This window comes from Lentzea sp. NEAU-D7 (genome assembly GCF_026242055.1).
In the GTDB taxonomy this organism is placed as follows: domain Bacteria; phylum Actinomycetota; class Actinomycetes; order Mycobacteriales; family Pseudonocardiaceae; genus Lentzea.
In genome coordinates, this window is sequence record NZ_JAPJDL010000008.1 from 124954 (window position 1) to 144803 (window position 19850).

Here is a 19850-nt window from a genome sequence, read left to right on the forward strand (position 1 = left end):
AGCTTCAGTGTTGACTGAAGTAAGCCACCAACCGGTGCTCGCCTTCACCCGCGAACCACAACGTCTCGTACGCCAAGAGGTGCGGACCCCAGCGCTCGGTGCCGAAGGCTGGAGGCAGGGACGCCACGGTGTCGTAGCGGTCCGAGAACGCGGCGCCGGCGGTGACGGAGAGTTCGAAAGCTAGCGCCGCGGCGGAGTGATCGCCCAGGTCAGCGGCCGCGCGGAGGGTGGCGGCGCGGTCGTTCGCGACCTGGTCCCAGTCGGGGTAGTGGGCCTTCGCGCGCGGGCTGAAGGCGAAGCGGACGAGGTTGCGTTCGTCCTCCAGACCGGAGATCTCGTGGAACCGCGCGGTGCTCGCGAGGACGTCGCCGGAGGGGGAGAGCACGGCGGCCGCGGCGGCTTCGAGAGTGGCCAACATCGCCTTCACGGTGGGCCGCAGCTGCGGAGGCGGGGGAGGGGAGCAGGTCGTGCCGGCCTTGATCAGGCGGTACAGGTGGACGCGTTCGTCGGCTGTCATGGCCAGGGCGTCCGCGAGGGCGGACAGGACCTGGCCGGAGGGGGAGCGGTCGGTGCCGCGTTCGAGGCGGGTCAGGTACTCGACGCTGATGCCGGCGCGGTCGGCGAGCTCGCCGCGGCGCAGGCCGGGGGTGCGGCGGCGCCCGGTGGCCGGGGGAGTGGTGGCTTCACGGCGGGCGCGCAGGAAGCGGCCCAGTGCGTTGTCGGCCATGATCGGCGAGTTTAGAGGGGCCCTGAGCCGGTCTCCCTCGGTTCGCCGGTCGCGGTGATGCTGTGGATCATGAGATACCGACTGTTCGGCCGGACCGGCCTGCGCGTCTCGGAGTTGTTGCTGGGCACGATGACGCTGCGTTCCGAGGACCTCGCGCGGCGGGTGGTCGACGCCTACGCCGACGCCGGTGGGAACTTCCTCGACACCGCTTCGGCCTACGGCGAGAGCGAGGAGGTCCTGGGCGCGGTCCTGACGCGGCGGGACCGGTTCGTGGTGGCGACGAAGTACGCGTTGTCGCGGGACGCGGGGGATCCGAACGCGGGCGGGAACCACCGCAAGAACCTGGTGCTGTCGCTGGAGCAGTCGTTGCGGCGGTTGCGGACGGACTACGTGGACGTGCTGTGGGTGCATCTGTGGGACCGGCACACGCCGGCCGAGGAGACGATGCGGGCGCTGGACGACGTGGTGCGGGCGGGGAAGGTGCTCTACGTCGGGGTGTCGGACGCGCCGGCGTGGTTCGTGGCGCGGGCGAACACGCTCGCGGAGTGGCGGGACTGGACGGCGTTCTCGGGGCTGCAGGTGCCGTACAACCTGCTCAACCGTGATGTGGAGCGGGAGTTGCTGCCGATGGCGTCGGCGCTGGGGATGACCGTGGCGGCGTGGGCGCCGTTGGCCGCGGGCAAGCTCTCCGGTGGCACGCAGCGGTCCGGCCCGTTGTCCGAGCGGGAGGAGGGCGTGGCGCGGGCCGTGCGGGCGGTCGCGCAGGAGCTGGGGGCGACGCCGGCCCAGGTGGCGTTGGCGTGGGTGCGCGCGTCCGGGGCGTTGCCGCTGGTGGGTGCGCGTACGCCGGAGCAGGTGCTCGACTGCCTGGGCGAGGTCGTGCTGCCGCCGGAAGCGGTCGCGCGCCTGGAGGCGGCGGCCCCGTTCGAGCGGGGCTTTCCGGCGGACTTCATCGCCGAGTGCGAGCCGGTCGCGTTCGGTGACGGGCTGGTGGTCAGGTGATGAGGCCTGGCACCAGGTCGGGCTGGCGCTTGCGGCGGAGCCAGATCTTGCGGGAGCCGTCGCCGTAGAGCAGCGTGCGGGAGAGTTCCCAGCCCGCGAACTCGGCGTGGATGGCCAGCTGCGTGGTCGCGGTGCGGCGGGAGATGCCGGGCGGCAGACGCAGCGGCCGGTATTCCCAGTCCCCGTCGATCACCCCTTCGTTCATGGTGAGATCACCTGTATCCCTCCGTTGTCGCCGGACGTGACGGTGACGCGCCCGGATTCCTGGTCGACGCTGACTGTGTTGGGCTGGCGCACGGTGGGGAACCGGTACTTCTCGGCCGGTTCTCCAGCGGCGACGTTGAGTCCCACGACCTCGTTGCGCTCGGTGAGCGTGATCCACGCGATGTCGCGTTTGGCGTCGTAGGCGATGCCGTAGGGCGTGCCGGGCATCGGGTAGCGCTGGCGCATGATCAGCGGGTTGATCGAGAACGCGATGAACTCCCCGCCGCGGGTGTCGACGACGAGCAGGCGTCCGAAGCGGTCGGGGACGCCGTTGGTGGCGCCGTCGCCCGCGCGCAGGCCGGGGCCCCTGGTCTGCGCGCCCTTGTCGTCGGTGGTCATCTCGAAGACCGCGCTGCGCAGCCGGTCGAGCTCGACGTTGCGGCCGTTGACCTGGAACTTCAGCGTGGTGTCGCCCTCCTGGAACGTGCCGCCGGGGGTGATGGTGCCGGGCGGTGTGCCGGTCTGGGCGGGGGAGCGGGCGGGCTTGGCCGCCTCGAGGACTTCGGCGACCTGCAGCGGATCCTGCGACCCCTCGCTCTGGCCGCACGCTGTCAGAGCGGCGGTGGTCAAGATCAGAGCAGCGAGCCGGCGCAAGATCGGTTCCTCCGTACAACGTCGTGGTCTTCCAGCATCCACGACGTTCGGTCGGAGGTCACGCAAGGGGTGGGGTGAAACCCCGTTCGGCTGCTCGGAAGCAATTATCTCTATAACTTCAGTGTTGACTAAATTCAACACCTGTCGGTGGTCCAGCACCCCCGATGTGCAGGTACAAGAATGACCAGGAAGCGAGGGGTCAGGGCATGGGGCGTTCGGGGTAGCCCAGTTCGATGGCGCTGACGTCGTCCAGAGCGGCCCTGATCGCCGGCGGCAACGTCAGCTCCTCGGCTTCCAGCGAGGCGAGGAGCTGGTTGGTGTCGCGGGCGCCGACCACGGGTGAGACGACTCCGGGGCGGTCCCTGACCCAGGCCAGGGCGACGCACAGCGCCGAGGTGCCGAGGCCTTCGGCGGCGGTGGAGACGGCCTGGACGATGCGGCTGGCCCGGTCGTTGCGGTGCTGTTCGACGTAGCCGGCGAAGTGGGTGGACGCGCCGCGGGAGTCCGGTGGTGTGCCGTTGCGGTACTTGCCGGTGAGGACGCCGCGGCCGAGGGGTGCCCAGGGCAGCAGTCCGAGGCCGTGGTGCAGGGCGGCGGGGGCGACTTCGCGTTCGATGCCGCGTTCGAGCAGGGAGTACTCGACCTGGGTGGAGATGAGCGGGTAGGTGGTGGGGGTCAGGGCGGCGGTGGCGAGTTGCCAGCCGCTGTAGTTGGAGATGCCCGCGTACCTGACTTTGCCGGCGGAGATGGCGTGGTCGAGGGCGGACAGTGATTCCTCGACGGGGACGCCGGCGTCCCAGGCGTGGAGTTGCCAGAGGTCGATGTGGTCGACGCCGATGCGGCGCAGGGAGCCGTCGAGGGCGGACAGCAGTGCGCCGCGGGAGGCGCCTCCGCCGAAGGGGCCTTCGGTGCGGCGGGCGACGGCTTTGGTGGCGAGGACGAGTTCGTCGCGGGGGACGACTTCGCCGAGGAGGGTGCCGAGGATGCGTTCGGCTTCGCCTTCGGAGTAGACGTCGGCGGTGTCGACGAGGGTGCCGCCGGCGTCGGCGAAGGCCATGAGCTGGGTGGCGGCCTCGTCCGCGTCGGTGTCGCGGCCCCATGTCATCGTGCCCAGTGCCGTTCTGGACACGCGGAGGCCGCTGCGGCCGAGGTATCGCTGTTCCACGTGCGCGATGCTAAGGGGTGATCATCGGCTGAGCCTGGCAATCGGTGTTACTGACCGGTAGGGTCTCGCCGTGTGAAGCTCGGACTGAACCTCGGATACTGGGGCGCCGGCAACGACGCCGCGAACCTTGAGCTGGCCAAAGAGGCCGACCGACTCGGTTTTTCGGTGGTGTGGGCCGCGGAGGCCTACGGCTCCGACGCGCCGACGGTGCTCGCGTGGGTGGCCGCGCAGACCGAACGCATCGACGTCGGTAGCGCGATCTTCCAGATCCCGGCGCGGACGCCGGCGATGGCCGCGATGACCGGGGCCACTTTGGACACCCTGTCGGGTGGCCGGTTCCGGATGGGTCTGGGTGTGTCGGGTCCGCAGGTGTCGGAGGGCTGGCACGGTGTGCGGTTCGACAAGCCTCTGGCGCGCACGCGTGAGTACGTGGAGATCGTGAAGAAGGCGCTGACCCGGGAGAAGTTGCGTTACGAGGGTGAGCACTACACGCTGCCGCTTCCGGATGGTCCTGGTAAGGCGTTGCAGCTGACGGTCCACCCCGTGCGGGAGCGGATTCCGATCTACCTGGCGGCGGTGGGTCCGAAGAACCTGGAGCTGACGGGTGAGATCGCGGACGGGTGGCTGGCGATCTTCTTCTCGCCGGAGTACTCGGCGGAGTCGCTGGCGTCGGTGAGGGCCGGTCGGGAGAAGGCCGGGCTGACGATGGACGGGTTCGACGTGGTGCCGACGGTGCCGTTGGTCGTCGGTGAGGACTGGAAGGCGTGTGCGGATCCGGTCAGGGCGTACACGGCGCTGTACGTGGGCGGTATGGGTTCGCGCAAGCAGAACTTCTACAACAACCTGATGGTGCGCATGGGTTTCCCGGATCAGGCCGAGGAGATCCAGGAGAAGTACCTGGCTCGTGACTACGCCGGTGCGATGGCGGCGATTCCGCTGGAGTTCCTGGACGCGACGTCGTTGCTGGGTCCGAAGGAGCGCATAGCAGACCGGATGAAGGCGCTCGCCGCGGCGGGGGTCACCACGTTGTCCGTTTCGCCGATGCTGCAAGATCTGGAGCAGGGGATCGCGGGTCTTCGGACCGCGGCCGAGGCTTTGGATCTGGCAGGAGTGGGTAGTTGAGCTGGTTGCAGGCTCTGGTCCTCGGACTGGTCCAAGGACTGACGGAATTCCTGCCGATTTCCAGCAGTGCGCACCTGCGCATCACGTCGACGCTGTTCTTCGGCAACGACGCGGGCGCTTCGTTCACCGCGGTCATCCAGCTGGGTACCGAGGTGGCGGTGCTGATCTACTTCGCCAAGGACATCGGGCGCTTCATCAGCGCCTGGTTCCGCGGTCTTTTCAGCGCGGAGGCCCGCAAGGAGAAGGACTACAAGCTCGCCTGGTACGTGATCATCGGTTCTGTGCCGATCTCGGTTCTCGGTTATCTGCTGAAGGACGAGATCCGGACGTCGGCGCGGAACCTGTGGATCACGGCGACGATGCTGGTGGTGTTCGGTCTGCTGCTGGGTCTGGCGGACCACCTCGCGAAGCAGCAGCGTGACGAGTTGCGGATGAAGGACGCGATCGGGATGGGGCTGGCGCAGGCGCTGGCGCTCATCCCGGGCGTGTCGCGTTCGGGTGGGACGTTGACGGCGGGTCTGTTCCTGGGGCTGACGCGTGAGGCGGCGGCGCGGTATTCGTTCCTGCTGGCGATTCCGGCGGTGTTCGGGGCGGGGTTGTTCTCCATTCCGGACGTGCTGGAGCGGTCGGGTACGGGTGTGCAGGCGTCGATTCCGCAGATGGTCGTGGCGACGCTGATCTCGTTCGTGGTGGGGTACGCGACGATCGCGTGGTTGTTGAAGTACGTGTCGAAGCATTCGTACTCGGCGTTCGTGTGGTACCGGTTGATGCTGGGTCTGGTGCTCATGGGGCTGCTGTCGATGGGGTTGCTGCAGCCGATCTAAGGTGGGTCCGTGGCTACGGTGATCCTGCTTCGGCATGCGCGTTCGACCGCCAACGGTTCCGGTGTGCTCGCCGGGCGTTCGCTGGGTGTGGGTTTGGACGAGCGGGGGCAGGCGCAGGCGGCGGCTCTGGTGTCGCGGTTGAAGGACGTTCCGGTCAGCGCGGTGGTGTCGTCTCCTCTGCAGCGGTGTGAGGAGACGTTGGCGCCGTTGCTGGCCGATCGGTCTTTGGAGGCGGTGGCGGAGCCGGATCTGTCCGAAGTGGATTACGGCGCGTGGACCGGTAAGGCGTTGAAGGACCTGTACGACGAGCCGTTGTGGGCGGTCGTGCAGCAGCATCCTTCCGCCGCGGTTTTTCCGGATGGTGAGGGGCTGGCGCACGTTCAGGCTCGTGCGGTGGCGGCGGTACGTGCGCATGATGCGCGGATTTCCGAGGAGCACGGTCCTGGTGCGGTGTGGGTGTTGTGCTCGCACGGTGATGTGATCAAGGCTGTGCTGGCGGATGCGCTGGGTGTGCATCTGGACGGGTTCCAGCGGATCGTGGTGGATCCGTGTTCGATCTCGGTGGTGCAGTACACGCAGACGCGGCCTTTTGTGTTGCGCACCAACGACAACGGCGGGGATCTGTCGGGTGTGGTGCCGGTGGCGCCGCCGCAGGAGGCTCCGTCGTCGGACGCTACCGTGGGTGGCGCGACCGGGACCTGAGGTAGCGCTGTTCTGGGGCGCTGAGGGTGAGTTTCGCGGCTTTGTCGTATTCCTGGCGTGCTTGGTCGTGCTCTCCTTGCAGGTCGAGCAGGTGTGCTCGGACGGCGTGGACGCGGTGGTGGTTCAGGTCCAGTGTGGACAGTTCGTCGAGTGCTCGGCGGGGGCCGTGGACCATGGCGACGGCGACGATGCGGTTGAGTGAGACCATCGGGCCTGGTGCGGTGACGGTGAGCAGGTCGTAGAGGCCGAGGATCTCGTGCCAGTCGGTGTCCTCGGCCTTCTTGGCGTCGGCGTGGACGGCGGCGATGGCGGCTTGCAGCTGGTAGGGGCCGATCTGCGCGGTCTTGAGCGCGGTGCTGATGAGGGTGGTGCCTTCGGCGATCGCCGTGGTGTCCCAGCGGCCGCGGTCCTGGTCGGCGAGCGGGATCAGTGCGCCGTGGGGGTCGGTGCGGGCGGGGCGGCGTGCGTCGGTGAGCAGCATGAGTGCGAGCAGGCCGGTGATCTCGCCGTCGGCTGGTCTGCGTTTGTGCAGCTGGCGGGTGAGGCGGATGGCTTCGGCGGTGAGGTCGACGCGGACGAGGTCGTCGCCGGAGCTCGCGGTGGAGCCTTCGGTGAAGATCAGGTAGAGGACGTGCAGGACGGCGGTGAGGTCCTGTGGGGGCCGGAACTTCGCGCCGGACTGCTTGATCTTCTGCTTGGCGCGGCTGATGCGCTGGGCGACGGTGGCTTCGGGGACGAGGAACGCTCGTGCGATCTCGGCGGTGGTGAGTCCGCCGACGGCGCGGAGCGTGAGGGCGATCTGCGAGGCGGTGGTGAGTGACTCGTGGCAGCACAGGGCGAGGAGGGTGAGGGTGTCGTCCTGGGCGGGTACGGGGTCGGGTGGTGTCGGGGTGAGGGCGACGACCTTGTCCTCGCGCTGGCGGCGGGCGGTGTCGGAGCGGTACTGCTCGATCCACCGTCGTGAGGCGGCGGTGATGAGCCAGCCCTTGGGGTTGTCCGGGATGCCGTCGGCCGGCCACTGCTGGGCGGCGCCGAGCAGGGCTTCCTGCACGGCGTCCTCGCAGACGTCGAACTGGCCGTGGCGGCGCACGAGCACGCCGAGGACCTGCGGCGCGAGTGTGCGCAGCAGGCCCTCCACTTCTGGGTTCACGTGCCGTCCAGCATGGACATGTCCCAGACCGGCCTGACCTCGATGCCGTCGTTGTGGGCGTCGGGCAGGGTCGCGGCGTGGGCGATGACCTGGTCGATCGAGTCGGCTTCGACGAGGTAGAATCCGGCGAGGTACTCCTTGGCTTCCGCGAAGGGCCCGTCGGTGACGACGACCTCGCCGTTGCGGATGCTCACGCCTTTGCCGGTCTCGGGGCCGGGAAGGCCTTCGCTGACGATGAGCTCGCCGGAGGCGCGGAGCTTGTCGGACAGGTCGTAGTGGTCCTTGCCGAACTGCATCTGCTGCTCTTCGGTGAGCTTGTCCCACGCGGCCCGCGACTTGGGGTTGCTGTAGATCAGGATCAGGTACTTCACGTGCGGCCTCCCGGCTCCTGGCTGGCGGAAAAATCTTCTCACCGCCATGTCGAGACCGCGGGCGTCGTCTCGACACCGGTGTGTCAGCCGATTTCGACGGAGGTTCCGAGATGACTCACACGCTGGTGCAGGACGAGGTCGCCATCCGCGCGGTGTTCACCGAGCACGAGGAGGGCATGCGGCTGCGTGACCCGGCGCGGATCGTCGCTCGGTACGCCGAGGAGGTGGTCACGTGCACGTTGGCGCCTCCGTTGCGCAACTCGGGGCCGGACGCGCGGGACGTGGAGTCGCTGGCGGGGTGGATGGCCGGGTTCGAGGGGCCGATCACGCTGGAGCACCGGGACCTGACGGTCGTCGTGTCCGGGGACGTGGCGTTCGCGCACGGGCTGGCGCGGCTGGCGGCGGTGCCGGTCGGTTATCCCGAGGGGTTCTCGATGTGGATGCGCACGACTGTGGGGTTGCAGCGGCGTGACGGGCGGTGGCTGGTGACGCATTCGCACGACTCGGTGCCGTTCCACATGGACGGGTCTTTTCTGGCGGCGACCGATCTGGAGCCCTGAGCCGCGGGGAGGTGATCATGCCGAGGCCCGGACCGTGCAGGGGGTCGGTCCGGGCCTCGGCGCTTTCCGGGGCGGGTCTACTTGACGTTGACCGCGGCCCAGGCCCGGTTGACCGCCGCGTGCTCGGGCGACGAGGCGCCGTAGAGCTCGGCGGTGGCGGCGAGGGTGCCGGTGCGGGCGGCTGCGTACTTGGTGCTGGAGGTGAACTTCGTGGTCAGGGCGCGGTACCAGATCTTCTCGGCCTTGTCGCGGCCGATGCCGGTGACGGGCTGGCCGTCCACGGTGGGGGAGTCGTAGGCGACGCCATTGATGGTCTTCTGGCCGCTGCCCTCGGAGAGCAGGTAGAAGAAGTGGTTGGCGATGCCGGAGGAGTAGTGCACGTCGACGCTGCCGGCGCTGGCGGACCAGTAGTCGAGCGACTTGCCGTCCTTGGAGGGCTTGTCCATGTAGCGCAGGGGCTTGCCGTCGCCGCGGATGTTGATCTTCTCGCCGATGAGGTAGTCGCCGGTGTCGGTGGTGTTGGCGGCGTGGAACTCCGTGGTGGAGCCGAAGATGTCGCTGGTGGCCTCGTTGAGGCCGCCGGACTCACCGGAGTAGACCAGGCCCGCGGTGGCGGAGGTGACGCCGTGCGACATCTCGTGCGCGGCGACGTCGATGCTGGTCAGCGGGTTGCGGTTCTGGGCGCCGTCGCCGTAGGTCATGCAGAAGCACGAGTCGGACCAGAAGGCGTTGCTGTAGTTGGTGCCGTAGTGGACCTTGCTCAGGGCGCCCTGGCCGTTGTTCTTGATGCCGCTGCGGCCGTGGACGAGCTTGTAGTAGTCCCAGGTCTTGGCGGCGCCGAACGCGGCGTCGACGCCCGCGGTGGCCTTGTCGGTGTAGGTGCCGTTGCCCCACTTGTTGTCGGCGTCGGTGAACAGGGTTCCGGTGCCCGTGCCGTTGTTGAGGTTGTGCACGGCCTGGTTGCCGCGGGCGGGGTCCTTGAGCTGGAACGTCGAGCCGGACTGGGTGGTGCTGAGGCCGACGGTGCCGGAGTAGGTGGACTGGCCGGTGCCTTCGGCGACGTGGACGCCGTCGTAGGTCAGCAGGGTCCGGCCGGTGTGCGCGTCGGTGAAGGTGTGCAGTTCGCTCGGGGTCTGGTCGTCCTTGACGCTGTGGGTGACCGTCTCCCAGGCGAGCACGGGCGCGTGGTCGAGGGCGAAGACGACGAGCGTGCCGTTCGAGGCGGTGGTGGGCGTGGTGGTGTCGAGGCCGGCGAGGGAGGCCTCGGACGCCTTGGTCACGCCGGTGACCCGGCCTGCCTTCTGGGCGACGACGAGGTCGCCGCCGATGACCTTGAGGCCGTTGAGGGTGCGGTCGAAGCGGAGGTGGTGGGTGCCGTCGGCGTCGCGCACCACGTCGCGGGGGACGAGCTGTTCGCCGCCGGACAGGCCGAGGGCGGAGGAGATCGTCCCCGCCTGCCCGGCCGCGGCGTGCAGGGCTTCCTGCTGTGTGAGGTTCCTCGGCTGTGGTGCGGCGTTGGCTCCCACCGTGCCCGTGGCGGCCAGAGCCGCCCCGGCCACCAGGGCGGTGGTGATGCCCAGGGTTTTGCGCTTCATGAACGCTCCTGTTCCGGTGCAGGGAGTGATCGCTCCGGCGTTACAGGGGTGCCGGGGCGAACACCGTGGAACAGCCCGACCATCGTCGATGACCAGGCGTGGTGATCGTATTGCTCTCAGTGCATACGACCAGCCGCTCCCAGAATGCGAGATCGCTTCATGATTTGGACTGAGTCGCTGGTCAGGACACCGGGTTTCGTCCACAACGTGGAACAAAAGAGCAGCTCAAACGGCGTGGAAACACGGCGGAAACTTCCCGGTGCGCGCGTTCTTCCGGCCCAGTGCGCTAGGCCGGGTGGTGCAGCCCTACCGGAGGGGATCTTGTTTACAGTTAACTACGCAGAGTGAGAGCTGAGTCACAGATTCAGAGGCCCAGGCGGGTCACGGCGTTGTCCTCGAGCGGGTTGGCCGTGCGGATGTAGCGGTGCACGGTGCGCGGATTGGTCCACCGGCCCTGCCGCATGATCTCCCGGTCGCTCGCCCCGCCCAGCGCCGCCTGCGTCGCGAACCCCGCCCGCAGCGAATGCCCGCCGAACAGCGCCGGGTCCAGTCCCGCCCGCACCGCGTACCGCTTCACCAGCTCCGCGACCGCGCGCCCCGACATCGCCTTGGCCCCGATGCCGCCGTGCCGGTTCACCACCGGGAACAGCGGCCCCTGCCGGGCACCCGCCTCGAAGCCGTGACAGCGGTGCAGGCCCGTCTCGGAGAGCTCCTTGCCGTCGAGCACGTCGGCCCAGTCCGCGAACGCGCACACTGGGCACGTCGGCCGCCTGCTCCCGCGCGGCAGCACCACCGACTGCTGGTGCTTGCCCGTCTGGTCGGTCTTCGTCGTGCCCAGCCGGATCAGCAGCAACGGCTCGTGCGTGCGCGGATCCACGTCCACCGTGACGTCGGAGAACTCGATGCCCGCCAGCTCGCTGCGCCGCAACGCCCCCGCGAACCCCACCAGCAGCAGCAACGCGTCCCTCGCCCGCGCCGGACCCGCGGGCGGCCGTTCGTTCAGCAGCGCCTCGAGGGTGTCGAGCAGCACCGGCCGCTTGCGGCGGGGCTGCGACTTGCGGGTGCGCCGCACACCGCGCAACGTCAGGCGCACCACGTCGCTGCGCGTCGGGCTCGGCAGCCCGTTCGCCGCGTGCACCGCCGAGATCGCCGCCGACTTGCGTTCCAGCGTCGAGGCCCCGAACGCCGGCGACCCGTCCGGCTTCACCGTGTCCGCCGCGACCGCCAGGTACACCGCCACGTCCAGCGGATCGGCCGGCAACGCCTGACGGCCCTCCGCCTGACACCACCCGGCCCACGCGATCCAGTCCGACCGGTACGCCCGCACCGTGTTCGGCGACTGCGCGCTGCGCAGATACCCGGCCAGCGACGCCGCCTGCTCGTCGTCGAACCTCTCGCGCACCCCCGCGAGCGCGTCGACGTCGATCAGCACCGAGTGCGAGACCCTGACCAGCGCGTGCTGGACGGGTTCGGGCAGGCTCACACCCGCGATGGTAGTCCTCTGATCAACTCCACCACCTCGCGCGGCGTGAACTCCAGCCCGCTGAGCCCCACGCTCACCTCGAAGCTGCACCGGTGCGGATCCGGATTCGACCGCGCGTACAGGAACAACCTGATCCCCGTCTCCTCCAGCAGGTGCTGCGCGGCCCGCTGCGCGTCGTGGCGCGACAGCGGCAGGTGGACGTGGAACAGGGGAGTGGCCGGCACCTGCGGTGTCGTGTGCGCGAACCCGTCGGCGTTGATCGCCTGAGCGAGGGCCTGGGCGTGGTCGCGGAACTCGGCCATCCGCGGCAGGTTCACCTCCATGCCCATCAACGCGATCGCGGCCAGCGGCCACGCGTCGGCGATCGCCCCGCCCATCCGCCGCCGCCACACCGACGCCTGCCCGATCGTGTCCGCGTCCCCGGCCAGCACCGCGCCCCGCACACCCTCGAGTCCCTTGTAGAGCGACACGTACACCGTGTCGAACAACGCGCAGATCTCCGCGAACGTCGCGTCGTACCCGGTCTGCGCCTCCCACAGCCGCGCGCCGTCGCAGTGCGCGGCCGCACCCGACCGCCTCGCCCACGCCGCCTGCGCCGCCAGGTCCCCGAACTCGGGCAGCACGCCACCGATGTCGCGTTGCGGCAGCTCGAACACCACCGCCGCGAGCGGCTCGTGCACCGCCTGCAGATCGTCCAGTCCGAACAGCTCGTTGCGGTCGCCCACGGGATGAAACCGCAGGCCGTGCAGCGCGTTGTAGCCCTGGTTCTCCCACACCTGCAGGTGCGTCTGCGGATGCCCCGCGAACGACCGGCGGCCCGTCCTGTCGGCGTGCACCCGCAACGCCACCTGCTGCGCCATCGTCCCCGACGGGAAGAACAACGCCGCGGGCTTGCCCAGCAGCGCCGCGACCCGTTCCTCCAGCTCTCGCACCGGGTCCTCCGGCCGCGTCCCCGGCGTCACCCACTCGGCGAGACGGCGGAGGACCTCGTGCGGCGAGCGGCGCGGGCCACTGTGCTGGGAGAGCGAACGGCGGATGTCCATGCCCGTGACACTACCTATTGCAAGCGATGTGCAATAGGGCTGTTCGGACTGGTCAGGCCGCCGCGCTCAGCCGCGCGTCCAACTCGGCCTCATCCGCCACGAACCACAGCTGCCGGCCCCGGTTCGACTCGTACACGAAGTCCCGCAACGCCGTGCTCGCCGCCACCTGCTCCGAGATGTCCCCGACCACCGCGACCGCGAACCCGTACTGCTGGAACTTCTGCACCACCGCACCCGCCACCCGCGTGCGCAACACCAGGAAGTCCTCCGACAACCGCGCCACCGGCAACACCAGCCACCCCACGTCCTGACCCCACAACGTGCCGATCAGGTCCACAGCGGACTGCTCGTCGGTGATCAAGGGACCGTCCTCGGCGCACATCAGCACCGTCGCGCCGTGGCGCGTCTGCACAACATCAGGCATGGCACCGGAACCTAGCTGCGGCACACACCCGATGTCGCGCCGAATACCCGCGCGTCAGCGGCTCGATGGCGCCGGCCAGTCCGGGCACGGCGCACGGACACGGCGGCGACGAGCGGAGTGCCGATGACACCGCCCAGGGGACGCACCCCAGAACCCGGGGCGGTCGCTGGCGGGACGCATCTCCTCCGGCCGACACAGCGACGTCCCCGAACACGAACCCGCCGGCGCGTTTCCCACCGGATGACGCGCGCGAAATGCCGGGCGCCCGCCGACGGGCCTTGGGTAGCGTCGCGGCCCATGCGCGACCTCGCGGCGTTGCCCAAGGCCCACCTGCACGTGCACCTCGAAAGCACCGTGCGCACGGACACCCTCGCGGAACTCGCCGAGCACCACGGCGTCGACGTCCCCGCCGTGCAGGCCGGGGCGTTCGACGGGTTCGCTCAGTTCGCCGCCCACAACGGGGCGGTGCGGGACTGCCTGCGGCGAGCCGAGGACTTCCACCGGATCGCGTACGAGTTCTGCGCCGAGGAAGCAGCGCAGGGGACCCGGTACGCCGAGGTCACGTTCACCGCGGCAGCGCACGGAGAACGACTCGGTGATCCGGACATGCCGCTCGAGGCGGTGTTGTCCGGGCTCGCCGCAGGGCAGGCCGCCCACGGCATCGAATGCCGTGTGATCGTGGACCACCCCAGGAAGCGATCGGTAGCGCGACTGCGGGACTCACTGCGCCTCGCGACAGCGCACCCCCAGGTCGTGGCCATCGGGGCGGCCGGAGCGGAAGACCACCCGCTCACCCCGTTCGCGGACGTGTTCCGCGCCGCGAAGGACGCCGGGGTCGGCCTCGTGCACCACGCCGGGGAGTGCTGCGGAGCGCCGAGCGTCGCCGAAGCCGTGACCGTCGGGCTCGCCGACCGGATCGGGCACGGGTTCCGGGCGCTCGACGATCCGGAGGTCGTCGCGCTGCTGCGGGACCGCGCCATACCGCTCGAAGCCTGCCCGTCGTCGAACGTCGCGCTGGGACTGGTCGAAAACCTCTCCTCTCATCCGCTGCCACTGCTCGTCGACGCCGGCCTGACCGTCACGCTCAGCACCGACATCCCCGCCTCCACCGGCACCACGCTCACCGGCGAGTACCGCCTGCTGCGCGACCACCTCGGCTTCGACGACGACGCCCTCGCCCGCATCGCCACCAACGCCGTCGACGCGTCCTTCGCGCCGCAGGACGCGAAAGCCTCGCTGCGTCAGGACATCGCGGCCTGGCGGGCCGGCTCGAAGCACACCAGCCCGTGCCGCGACGCCAGCAACGCCACCAGGTCCAGCACCTGACGCCGACCCGGCCACACCACGTGCACGATCACCGCGTCGACCCCCACCGTCAGCGCCTCGTCCCACGACACCGGCGAGGACGGATCAGGCGAGGTGCGCCGTAACTCCCGCACGAACGCCGCGACCGCGGGCTCGAACGCGCCCAGCGGCGAGGACCGCAGCTCCGCGTAGCGCGCCGCCGCCTCCGCGAACGACGCCGGACCGGGAGCCCGCCACACCACCACGTCGACCGGAACATCCACGGGCACACCGCCCGGCACATCGACTGGCACGGCCATCACGCCACCTTCCCGAACAACACGCCGGACCGCGGAACCCGCACGGTGACCTCCGCCAGGCCACCGGACTCCCACGCCTCACCCACCGGACCCGGACACGCCCCGCGCACGCCGGCCGCACCGGCAAGCAGCTCCACCCGGCGATCCCGGCCGGAAGCCCCCACACCGGGCGAGTCCGCCGGGCCCCGCAACGCGTTCGAGTCCATGCCGAGAACGCTAGCGAGAGGGTCTGACAATTTTTGAAGCCTCGACATCAGGCCAGCTCAGAGACCACGCGGAGGGACGCCGGACGGCCTCACGCCTACGTGGGACGACCTGACGGGTAAGCCGCATGCCAGTGCGAGGTCGAGGTCCACACCCGCGACGTCAAGCACCCTTGCGGCGCCAGCGCGTCCGGGACAGCCGCACAGCACGAAGCAGACCAGCGTCGCCGCCTGCCAGTACGCCCACGTGTCCGCGCTGCTCGTCGAGGCGCACCGCCAAGTCGGCGATCTCACCCGCCGACGACAGCGCGAGCCACCCCGTCAGCCACTCCAGGCGTTTTTCCAGGTCAGGCGCGGAGCACGCCGCGCGGTAGACCAGCCTCCAGAGGCCCCGCGCGTCCACGCCGTCACGCCAACCGCGGGGTCTGACGGTTATTGACGCGAGCGAACCCGCACGCCCTGACTATCCTTGAACCCAAATGGACACCCCGCACGCTGAACTGCACAAACGCCTGCCCGAGCTCATGCCGCGTGATCAACGCAGGCTCGCCAGGCGCCTCGACGGCGCACGCAAGGTCAAGGACCCGCTGGCGCGCAAGAAGATCACCGAGGAGATCGCCGCACAGATCGACGAGGCCGCGCTCAAGGTCGCGCTGCGCAGGGAGTCCGTTCCCAAGATCAGCTATCCGGCCGAGCTGCCGGTCAGCCAGCGCAAGGACGACATCAAGGACCTGATCGAGCACAACCAGGTCGTGATCGTCGCCGGTGAGACCGGGTCCGGCAAGACCACGCAGCTGCCCAAGATCTGCCTGGAGCTCGGCCGCGGCATCACCGGCCAGATCGGCCACACCCAGCCCCGCCGCATCGCCGCGCGCACCGTCGCCGAACGCGTCGCGGAGGAGCTGGGCACCAAGCTCGGTGACACGATCGGCTACAAGGTCCGGTTCACCGACCAGTCCGGTGACGAGACGCTGGTCAAGCTCATGACCGACGGCATCCTGCTCGCCGAGATCCAGACCGACCCCACGCTGTCGCGCTACGACACGATCATCATCGACGAGGCCCACGAACGCAGCCTCAACGTCGACTTCCTGCTCGGCTACCTCAAGCAGCTCCTGCCGCGCCGCCCCGACCTCAAGATCGTCATCACCTCCGCCACGATCGACCCGCAGCGCTTCAGCCAGCACTTCGGCGGCGCCCCGGTCATCGAGGTCTCCGGCCGCACCTACCCCGTCGAGACCCGCTACCGGCCGCTGGAGGAGGACGACGACCAGACCCAGGGCATCATCAACGCCGTCCGCGAACTGCAGGCCGAAGGCCCCGGTGACGTGCTCGTGTTCCTGTCCGGTGAACGCGAGATCCGCGACACCGCCGACGCGCTCAAGCAGGAGGACCTCCGCAACACCGAGATCCTGCCGCTCTACGCGCGGCTGAGCGTCGGTGAGCAGCACCGGGTGTTCCAGCGGCACACCGGCCGGCGCGTCGTGCTCGCCACCAACGTCGCCGAGACCAGCCTCACCGTGCCGGGCATCAAGTACGTCGTGGACCCCGGCAACGCCCGCATCTCCCGCTACAGCCACCGCCTCAAGGTCCAGCGGCTGCCGATCGAACCCATCAGCCAGGCGTCGGCCAACCAGCGCAAGGGCCGCTGCGGCCGCGTCAGCGAAGGCATCTGCATCCGCCTGTACTCCGAGGAGGACTTCGAGGCCCGCCCGGAGTTCACCGACGCGGAGATCCTGCGCACCAACCTCGCCAGCGTCATCCTGCAGATGACCAACATCGGCCTGGGCGACGTCGCGAAGTTCCCGTTCATCGACCCGCCGGACTCCCGCAACATCAACGACGGCATCGGCCTGCTGCAGGAGCTCGGCGCGATCAACGCCGCCGAGAAGAAGCTCACCCCGACCGGCCGCAAGCTCGCCGCGCTGCCGGTCGACCCGCGGCTGGGCCGCATGGTGCTCGAGGCCGACACCACCGGCTGCCTCAAAGAGGTCATGATCATCGCCGCGGCACTGTCCATCCAGGACCCCCGCGAACGGCCGGCCGACCAGCAGGAGGCCGCGACCCAGCAACACGCCAGGTTCGTGGACAAGGAATCGGACTTCGTCACGTTCCTCAACCTCTGGCAGTACCTCAAGGAGCAGCAGAAGGAACTGAGCGGCAACCAGTTCCGCAAGCGCTGCAAGGCCGAGTTCCTCAACTACCTGCGCGTGCGCGAATGGCAGGACATCTACCTGCAGCTGCGGCAGGTCGCCAAGCAGATGGGCCTGCACCCCAACGACCAGCCCGGCGACCCGCGCAACATCCACATCGCCCTGCTGTCCGGGCTGCTCAGCCACATCGGCGTCAAGGACGTCCTCAAGAAGCAGGCGCCCAACGAGAAACGCCGGCCCCTCACCGAGTTCCTCGGCGCCCGCAACGCCAAGTTCGCGATCTTCCCCGGCTCCGCGCTCGCCAAGAAACCGCCGCAGTGGGTGATGGCCGCCGAGCTGGTCGAGACCAGCCGCCTGTGGGGCCGCATCGTCGCCAAGATCGAACCCGAATGGGCCGAACGCCTCGGCGAGCACGTCGTCAAACGCCAGTACAGCGAACCGCACTGGGAGACCAAACGCGGCAGCGTCGTCGCGCTGGAGAAGGTCACCCTGTACGGGGTGCCGATCGTCGCCGGCCGCAAGGTCAACTACGGCCGCATCGACCCCGAGCTGTCCCGTGAGCTGTTCATCCGGCACGCGCTCGTGCAGGGGGAGTGGACCACGCACCACCGGTTCTTCCACACCAACCGGGCGTTGCTCGACGAGGTCGGCGAGCTGGAGAACCGGGCACGGCGGCGCGACATCGTCGTCGACGAGGAGACGCTGTTCGACTTCTACGACAAGCGCGTCGGCGCCGAGGTCGTGTCCGCACGGCACTTCGACTCGTGGTGGAAGAAGCAGAAGGACAAGAACCAGCTCACCTTCACCAAGGAGATGCTGGTCAACGACCGCGCCGACGTCACCCCCGACGCCTACCCCGACCAGTGGCGCCAGGGCGAGCTCACGCTGCCGCTGAGCTACCACTTCGAGCCCGGCACGAAGAACGACGGCGTCACCGTGCAGCTCCCGCTGCCCGCGCTCACCACGCTCGACGACGACGCGTTCTCCTGGCAGATCCCCGGTCTGCGGCACGACCTCGTCGTCGCGCTCATCCGCTCGCTGCCCAAGCAGATCCGCCGCAACTTCGTGCCCGTCCCCGACGTCGCCACCGCCGTCCTCGCGCGCATCAAGCCCAGCGAGTCCAGCCTGCTCACCGGCGTCGAACGCGAGCTCAAGGCACTCACCGGTGTGACCGTGCACCGCGAGGACTGGCAGTTCGACGCCGTCCCCGACCACCTCAAGCTCACCTTCCAGGTCGTCGACGAGCACAACCGCACCCTCGCCGAGGGCAAGGACATCGCGGTGCTCAAGGAGAAGCTGCGCGACGAGGTCCGCGAGTCGCTCAGCCAGGCCGCCGGCCACCTCGAACGCACCGGGATCACGACCTGGGACTTCGACGCGTTGCCGAAGACCATCGAGCAACGGCAGTCCGGCATCACCGTCACCGCCTACCCCTCGCTCGTCGACAGGGGCGACAGCGTCGCGATCAAGGTCCTCGACACGCCGGGACGGCAGGCCTACGCCCACCGCCGCGGCGTGCGCAGGCTTCTGCTGCTCGGCATCAACTCGCCGGTCAAGCACCTGCAGCGCCACCTCGACAACGCCGCCAAGCTCGCGCTCACCCGCAACCCCCACGGCGGCGTCGCCGCGCTGCTGTCGGACTGCATCATGGCCGCCGTCGACCGGCTCATGGGCGACCCGGCCTGGGACGCCAAGGCCTACGCCGCCCAGCTCAAGAAGGTCCAGGCCGCGCTGAACGACACCACCTGGGTCGTCGTGCAGGAGGTCCGCAAGGTCCTCGAAGCCGCCCACGACGCCGAACTGGCGCTCAGCGGCCTCAAGGGCGCCCCGGACTCGGCCAACGACATCCGCGCACACCTGAACTCGCTGGTGTACAAGGGTTTCGTCACCCACACCGGCTACGACCGGCTGCCGGACCTCGTGCGCTACCTCAAGGGCATCGCGCGGCGCATCGAGAAGCTGCCCGAGAACCCGCGCCGCGACCTCGACTGGACCAACCAGGTCCACCAGGTCCACGCCGAGTACCGGGAGCTGCGCGCGCAGACCCCGCCCGACGAACCCGCCCCCGAACTCGACGAGATCCGCTGGATGATCGAGGAACTGCGCCTGTCCTACTTCGCCCAGACCATCAAGACGCGGTACACGATCAGCGACAAGCGCATCTACAAGGCACTCGACGCCGTGCCGTTGTAAGTCGTTCCACAGCAAGGGCACTGCCCTTACTGTGGAGCATGAACACTTCCGGGAATTCCCCGTGGGTCGTCCACCTCAGCGGCGACGCGCCGAACGCGCACGACGACACCCGAGCCAGATTCGACGACTCGCTGCGGGAGGTCCTCGCCGACCTGGAACAGGAGCTGGGCCGCACGCCGGTGTTCGCGCTCAGCCTGGTCCAGATCCCCGGCGAGGATCAGCGGTGGAAGCGGCTGAAGCCCGACGTCGTGGAGGTCTCCGAAGGCCTCCTGCGCTCCCGCAACCTCATCGCGCCCTTGGAGTCAGTCATCCGGCAGCTCGCCCAGTAGCGCCTCGCCCGTGCGGTACAGCTCCACCAGCAACGGCCGCAGCAACAACCCCGCGGACGTCAGCTCGTACGACGTCCGCACCGGGAAACCGGGGGAGCGCGAGCACGACACCAGGCCCTGCGCCACCAGCGACTCCAGCCGCTCGGTCAGCACCTTCGCGCTCAGCGACGGCAGGCCCGCCCGCAACGCCGAGAACGACCTCGGTCCGTGCATCAGATCCCGCAGCACCAGGGTCGCCCACCGGCCGCTGATCGCCGCCAGCGCCACCTCCACCGGGCACTGGGCCGACGGCCGGTCCCAGGTCACCGTTTGGTGACCCACGCCGGCGAACGCGACGCTCAC

General features: G+C 69.4%; 22 protein-coding genes. 8 read left to right on the forward strand and 14 right to left on the reverse strand.

The annotated features are described in order from the left end of the window. Positions 1 to 4: 4 nt before the first annotated feature. The gene (locus ORI60_RS17970) at positions 5 to 727 is read right to left on the reverse strand and encodes a helix-turn-helix domain-containing protein (protein ID WP_266038574.1); all 723 of its coding nucleotides are present in this window, start codon (positions 725 to 727) and stop codon (positions 5 to 7) included. Positions 728 to 796: 69 nt separating this feature from the next. Here ORI60_RS17970 and ORI60_RS17975 point away from each other — a divergent pair, with 69 nt between their 5' ends. Further along, entirely contained in the window at positions 797 to 1729 is a 933-nt protein-coding gene (locus ORI60_RS17975) for an aldo/keto reductase (RefSeq protein WP_266038575.1), read from the forward strand. Here the strand turns inward: ORI60_RS17975 and ORI60_RS17980 are convergent. From ORI60_RS17980 to ORI60_RS17990, 3 genes are all read right to left on the reverse strand, one after another. Then, a complete protein-coding gene (locus ORI60_RS17980; protein ID WP_166053823.1) occupies positions 1722 to 1934 on the reverse strand; it encodes a DUF5703 family protein in 213 nt (70 codons plus the stop codon). The genes ORI60_RS17975 and ORI60_RS17980 overlap by 8 nt on opposite strands. Further along, positions 1931 to 2563: a YncE family protein gene (locus ORI60_RS17985; protein ID WP_266038578.1), complete on the reverse strand. Its 633-nt coding sequence runs from the start codon at positions 2561 to 2563 to the stop codon at positions 1931 to 1933. Before ORI60_RS17985 ends, ORI60_RS17980 begins: the two co-directional genes overlap by 4 nt. Before the next feature lie 223 nt (positions 2564 to 2786). Next, on the reverse strand, positions 2787 to 3752 hold the full coding sequence (locus ORI60_RS17990; RefSeq protein ID WP_266038579.1) for an aldo/keto reductase: 966 nt from the start codon (positions 3750 to 3752) through the stop codon (positions 2787 to 2789). 72 nt (positions 3753 to 3824) lie between these two features. Here ORI60_RS17990 and ORI60_RS17995 point away from each other — a divergent pair, with 72 nt between their 5' ends. Genes ORI60_RS17995 through ORI60_RS18005 form a run of 3 tightly spaced genes read left to right on the forward strand, consistent with a single transcriptional unit; the run spans position 3825 to position 6400 of the window. After that, on the forward strand, positions 3825 to 4874 hold the full coding sequence (locus ORI60_RS17995; protein ID WP_266038580.1) for an LLM class F420-dependent oxidoreductase: 1050 nt from the start codon (positions 3825 to 3827) through the stop codon (positions 4872 to 4874). Continuing rightward, positions 4871 to 5698, forward strand: a complete 828-nt coding sequence (locus ORI60_RS18000) for an undecaprenyl-diphosphate phosphatase (RefSeq protein ID WP_266038582.1) — start codon at positions 4871 to 4873, stop codon at positions 5696 to 5698. The genes ORI60_RS17995 and ORI60_RS18000 overlap by 4 nt, the downstream gene beginning before the upstream one ends. Before the next feature lie 9 nt (positions 5699 to 5707). Then, positions 5708 to 6400, forward strand: a complete 693-nt coding sequence (locus tag ORI60_RS18005; protein ID WP_266038583.1) for a histidine phosphatase family protein — start codon at positions 5708 to 5710, stop codon at positions 6398 to 6400. Here the strand turns inward: ORI60_RS18005 and ORI60_RS18010 are convergent. Both ORI60_RS18010 and ORI60_RS18015 read right to left on the reverse strand, forming a co-directional pair. Further along, a complete protein-coding gene (locus tag ORI60_RS18010) occupies positions 6372 to 7550 on the reverse strand; it encodes an RNA polymerase sigma factor (protein ID WP_266038585.1) in 1179 nt (392 codons plus the stop codon). The genes ORI60_RS18005 and ORI60_RS18010 overlap by 29 nt on opposite strands. Beyond that, on the reverse strand, positions 7547 to 7921 hold the full coding sequence (locus tag ORI60_RS18015; RefSeq protein ID WP_266038587.1) for a YciI family protein: 375 nt from the start codon (positions 7919 to 7921) through the stop codon (positions 7547 to 7549). The genes ORI60_RS18010 and ORI60_RS18015 overlap by 4 nt, the downstream gene beginning before the upstream one ends. A 110-nt stretch (positions 7922 to 8031) precedes the next feature. Between ORI60_RS18015 and ORI60_RS18020 the strand changes: the two genes are divergently transcribed. Beyond that, positions 8032 to 8481 (forward strand): YybH family protein, encoded by a 450-nt coding sequence (locus ORI60_RS18020; protein WP_266038589.1) that lies wholly within the window; start codon positions 8032 to 8034, stop codon positions 8479 to 8481. 77 nt (positions 8482 to 8558) lie between these two features. Here ORI60_RS18020 and ORI60_RS18025 read toward each other — a convergent pair whose 3' ends face one another. The 4 genes from ORI60_RS18025 to ORI60_RS18040 all read right to left on the reverse strand — a co-directional run bounded on the left by ORI60_RS18025 (position 8559) and on the right by ORI60_RS18040 (position 13026). Beyond that, complete coding sequence (locus ORI60_RS18025; RefSeq protein WP_266038591.1) at positions 8559 to 10076, reverse strand: M4 family metallopeptidase; 1518 nt, start codon at positions 10074 to 10076, stop codon at positions 8559 to 8561. 364 nt (positions 10077 to 10440) lie between these two features. Next, positions 10441 to 11559 carry a site-specific integrase gene (locus ORI60_RS18030; protein ID WP_266038594.1) on the reverse strand — a complete coding sequence of 373 codons (1119 nt, stop codon included), beginning with the start codon at positions 11557 to 11559 and terminating at the stop codon, positions 10441 to 10443. Further along, positions 11556 to 12602: a threonine aldolase family protein gene (locus tag ORI60_RS18035; protein ID WP_266038596.1), complete on the reverse strand. Its 1047-nt coding sequence runs from the start codon at positions 12600 to 12602 to the stop codon at positions 11556 to 11558. The genes ORI60_RS18030 and ORI60_RS18035 overlap by 4 nt, the downstream gene beginning before the upstream one ends. A 52-nt stretch (positions 12603 to 12654) precedes the next feature. Beyond that, complete coding sequence (locus tag ORI60_RS18040) at positions 12655 to 13026, reverse strand: DUF4180 domain-containing protein (RefSeq protein ID WP_266038598.1); 372 nt, start codon at positions 13024 to 13026, stop codon at positions 12655 to 12657. A 297-nt stretch (positions 13027 to 13323) separates the two neighbouring features. Here ORI60_RS18040 and add point away from each other — a divergent pair, with 297 nt between their 5' ends. Next, a complete protein-coding gene (add, locus tag ORI60_RS18045; RefSeq protein WP_266038600.1) occupies positions 13324 to 14352 on the forward strand; it encodes an adenosine deaminase in 1029 nt (342 codons plus the stop codon). Here the strand turns inward: add and ORI60_RS18050 are convergent. From ORI60_RS18050 to ORI60_RS18060, 3 genes are all read right to left on the reverse strand, one after another. After that, on the reverse strand, positions 14268 to 14630 hold the full coding sequence (locus ORI60_RS18050) for a hypothetical protein (RefSeq protein ID WP_266038602.1): 363 nt from the start codon (positions 14628 to 14630) through the stop codon (positions 14268 to 14270). The genes add and ORI60_RS18050 overlap by 85 nt on opposite strands. Further along, positions 14630 to 14836, reverse strand: a complete 207-nt coding sequence (locus tag ORI60_RS18055; RefSeq protein ID WP_266038603.1) for a hypothetical protein — start codon at positions 14834 to 14836, stop codon at positions 14630 to 14632. The genes ORI60_RS18050 and ORI60_RS18055 overlap by 1 nt, the downstream gene beginning before the upstream one ends. A 160-nt stretch (positions 14837 to 14996) precedes the next feature. Beyond that, entirely contained in the window at positions 14997 to 15236 is a 240-nt protein-coding gene (locus ORI60_RS18060; RefSeq protein WP_266038605.1) for a hypothetical protein, read from the reverse strand. Positions 15237 to 15312: 76 nt separating this feature from the next. Between ORI60_RS18060 and hrpA the strand changes: the two genes are divergently transcribed. Both hrpA and ORI60_RS18070 read left to right on the forward strand, forming a co-directional pair. Next, on the forward strand, positions 15313 to 19179 hold the full coding sequence (gene hrpA / locus ORI60_RS18065) for an ATP-dependent RNA helicase HrpA (RefSeq protein ID WP_266038607.1): 3867 nt from the start codon (positions 15313 to 15315) through the stop codon (positions 19177 to 19179). A 38-nt stretch (positions 19180 to 19217) separates the two neighbouring features. Then, complete coding sequence (locus ORI60_RS18070; RefSeq protein WP_266038609.1) at positions 19218 to 19508, forward strand: hypothetical protein; 291 nt, start codon at positions 19218 to 19220, stop codon at positions 19506 to 19508. On the opposite strand, the gene ORI60_RS18075 is transcribed toward ORI60_RS18070, so the two are convergent. Continuing rightward, positions 19482 to 19850, reverse strand: a complete 369-nt coding sequence (locus tag ORI60_RS18075; protein WP_266038611.1) for a winged helix-turn-helix transcriptional regulator — start codon at positions 19848 to 19850, stop codon at positions 19482 to 19484. The two genes, ORI60_RS18070 and ORI60_RS18075, sit on opposite strands and share 27 nt — an antisense overlap.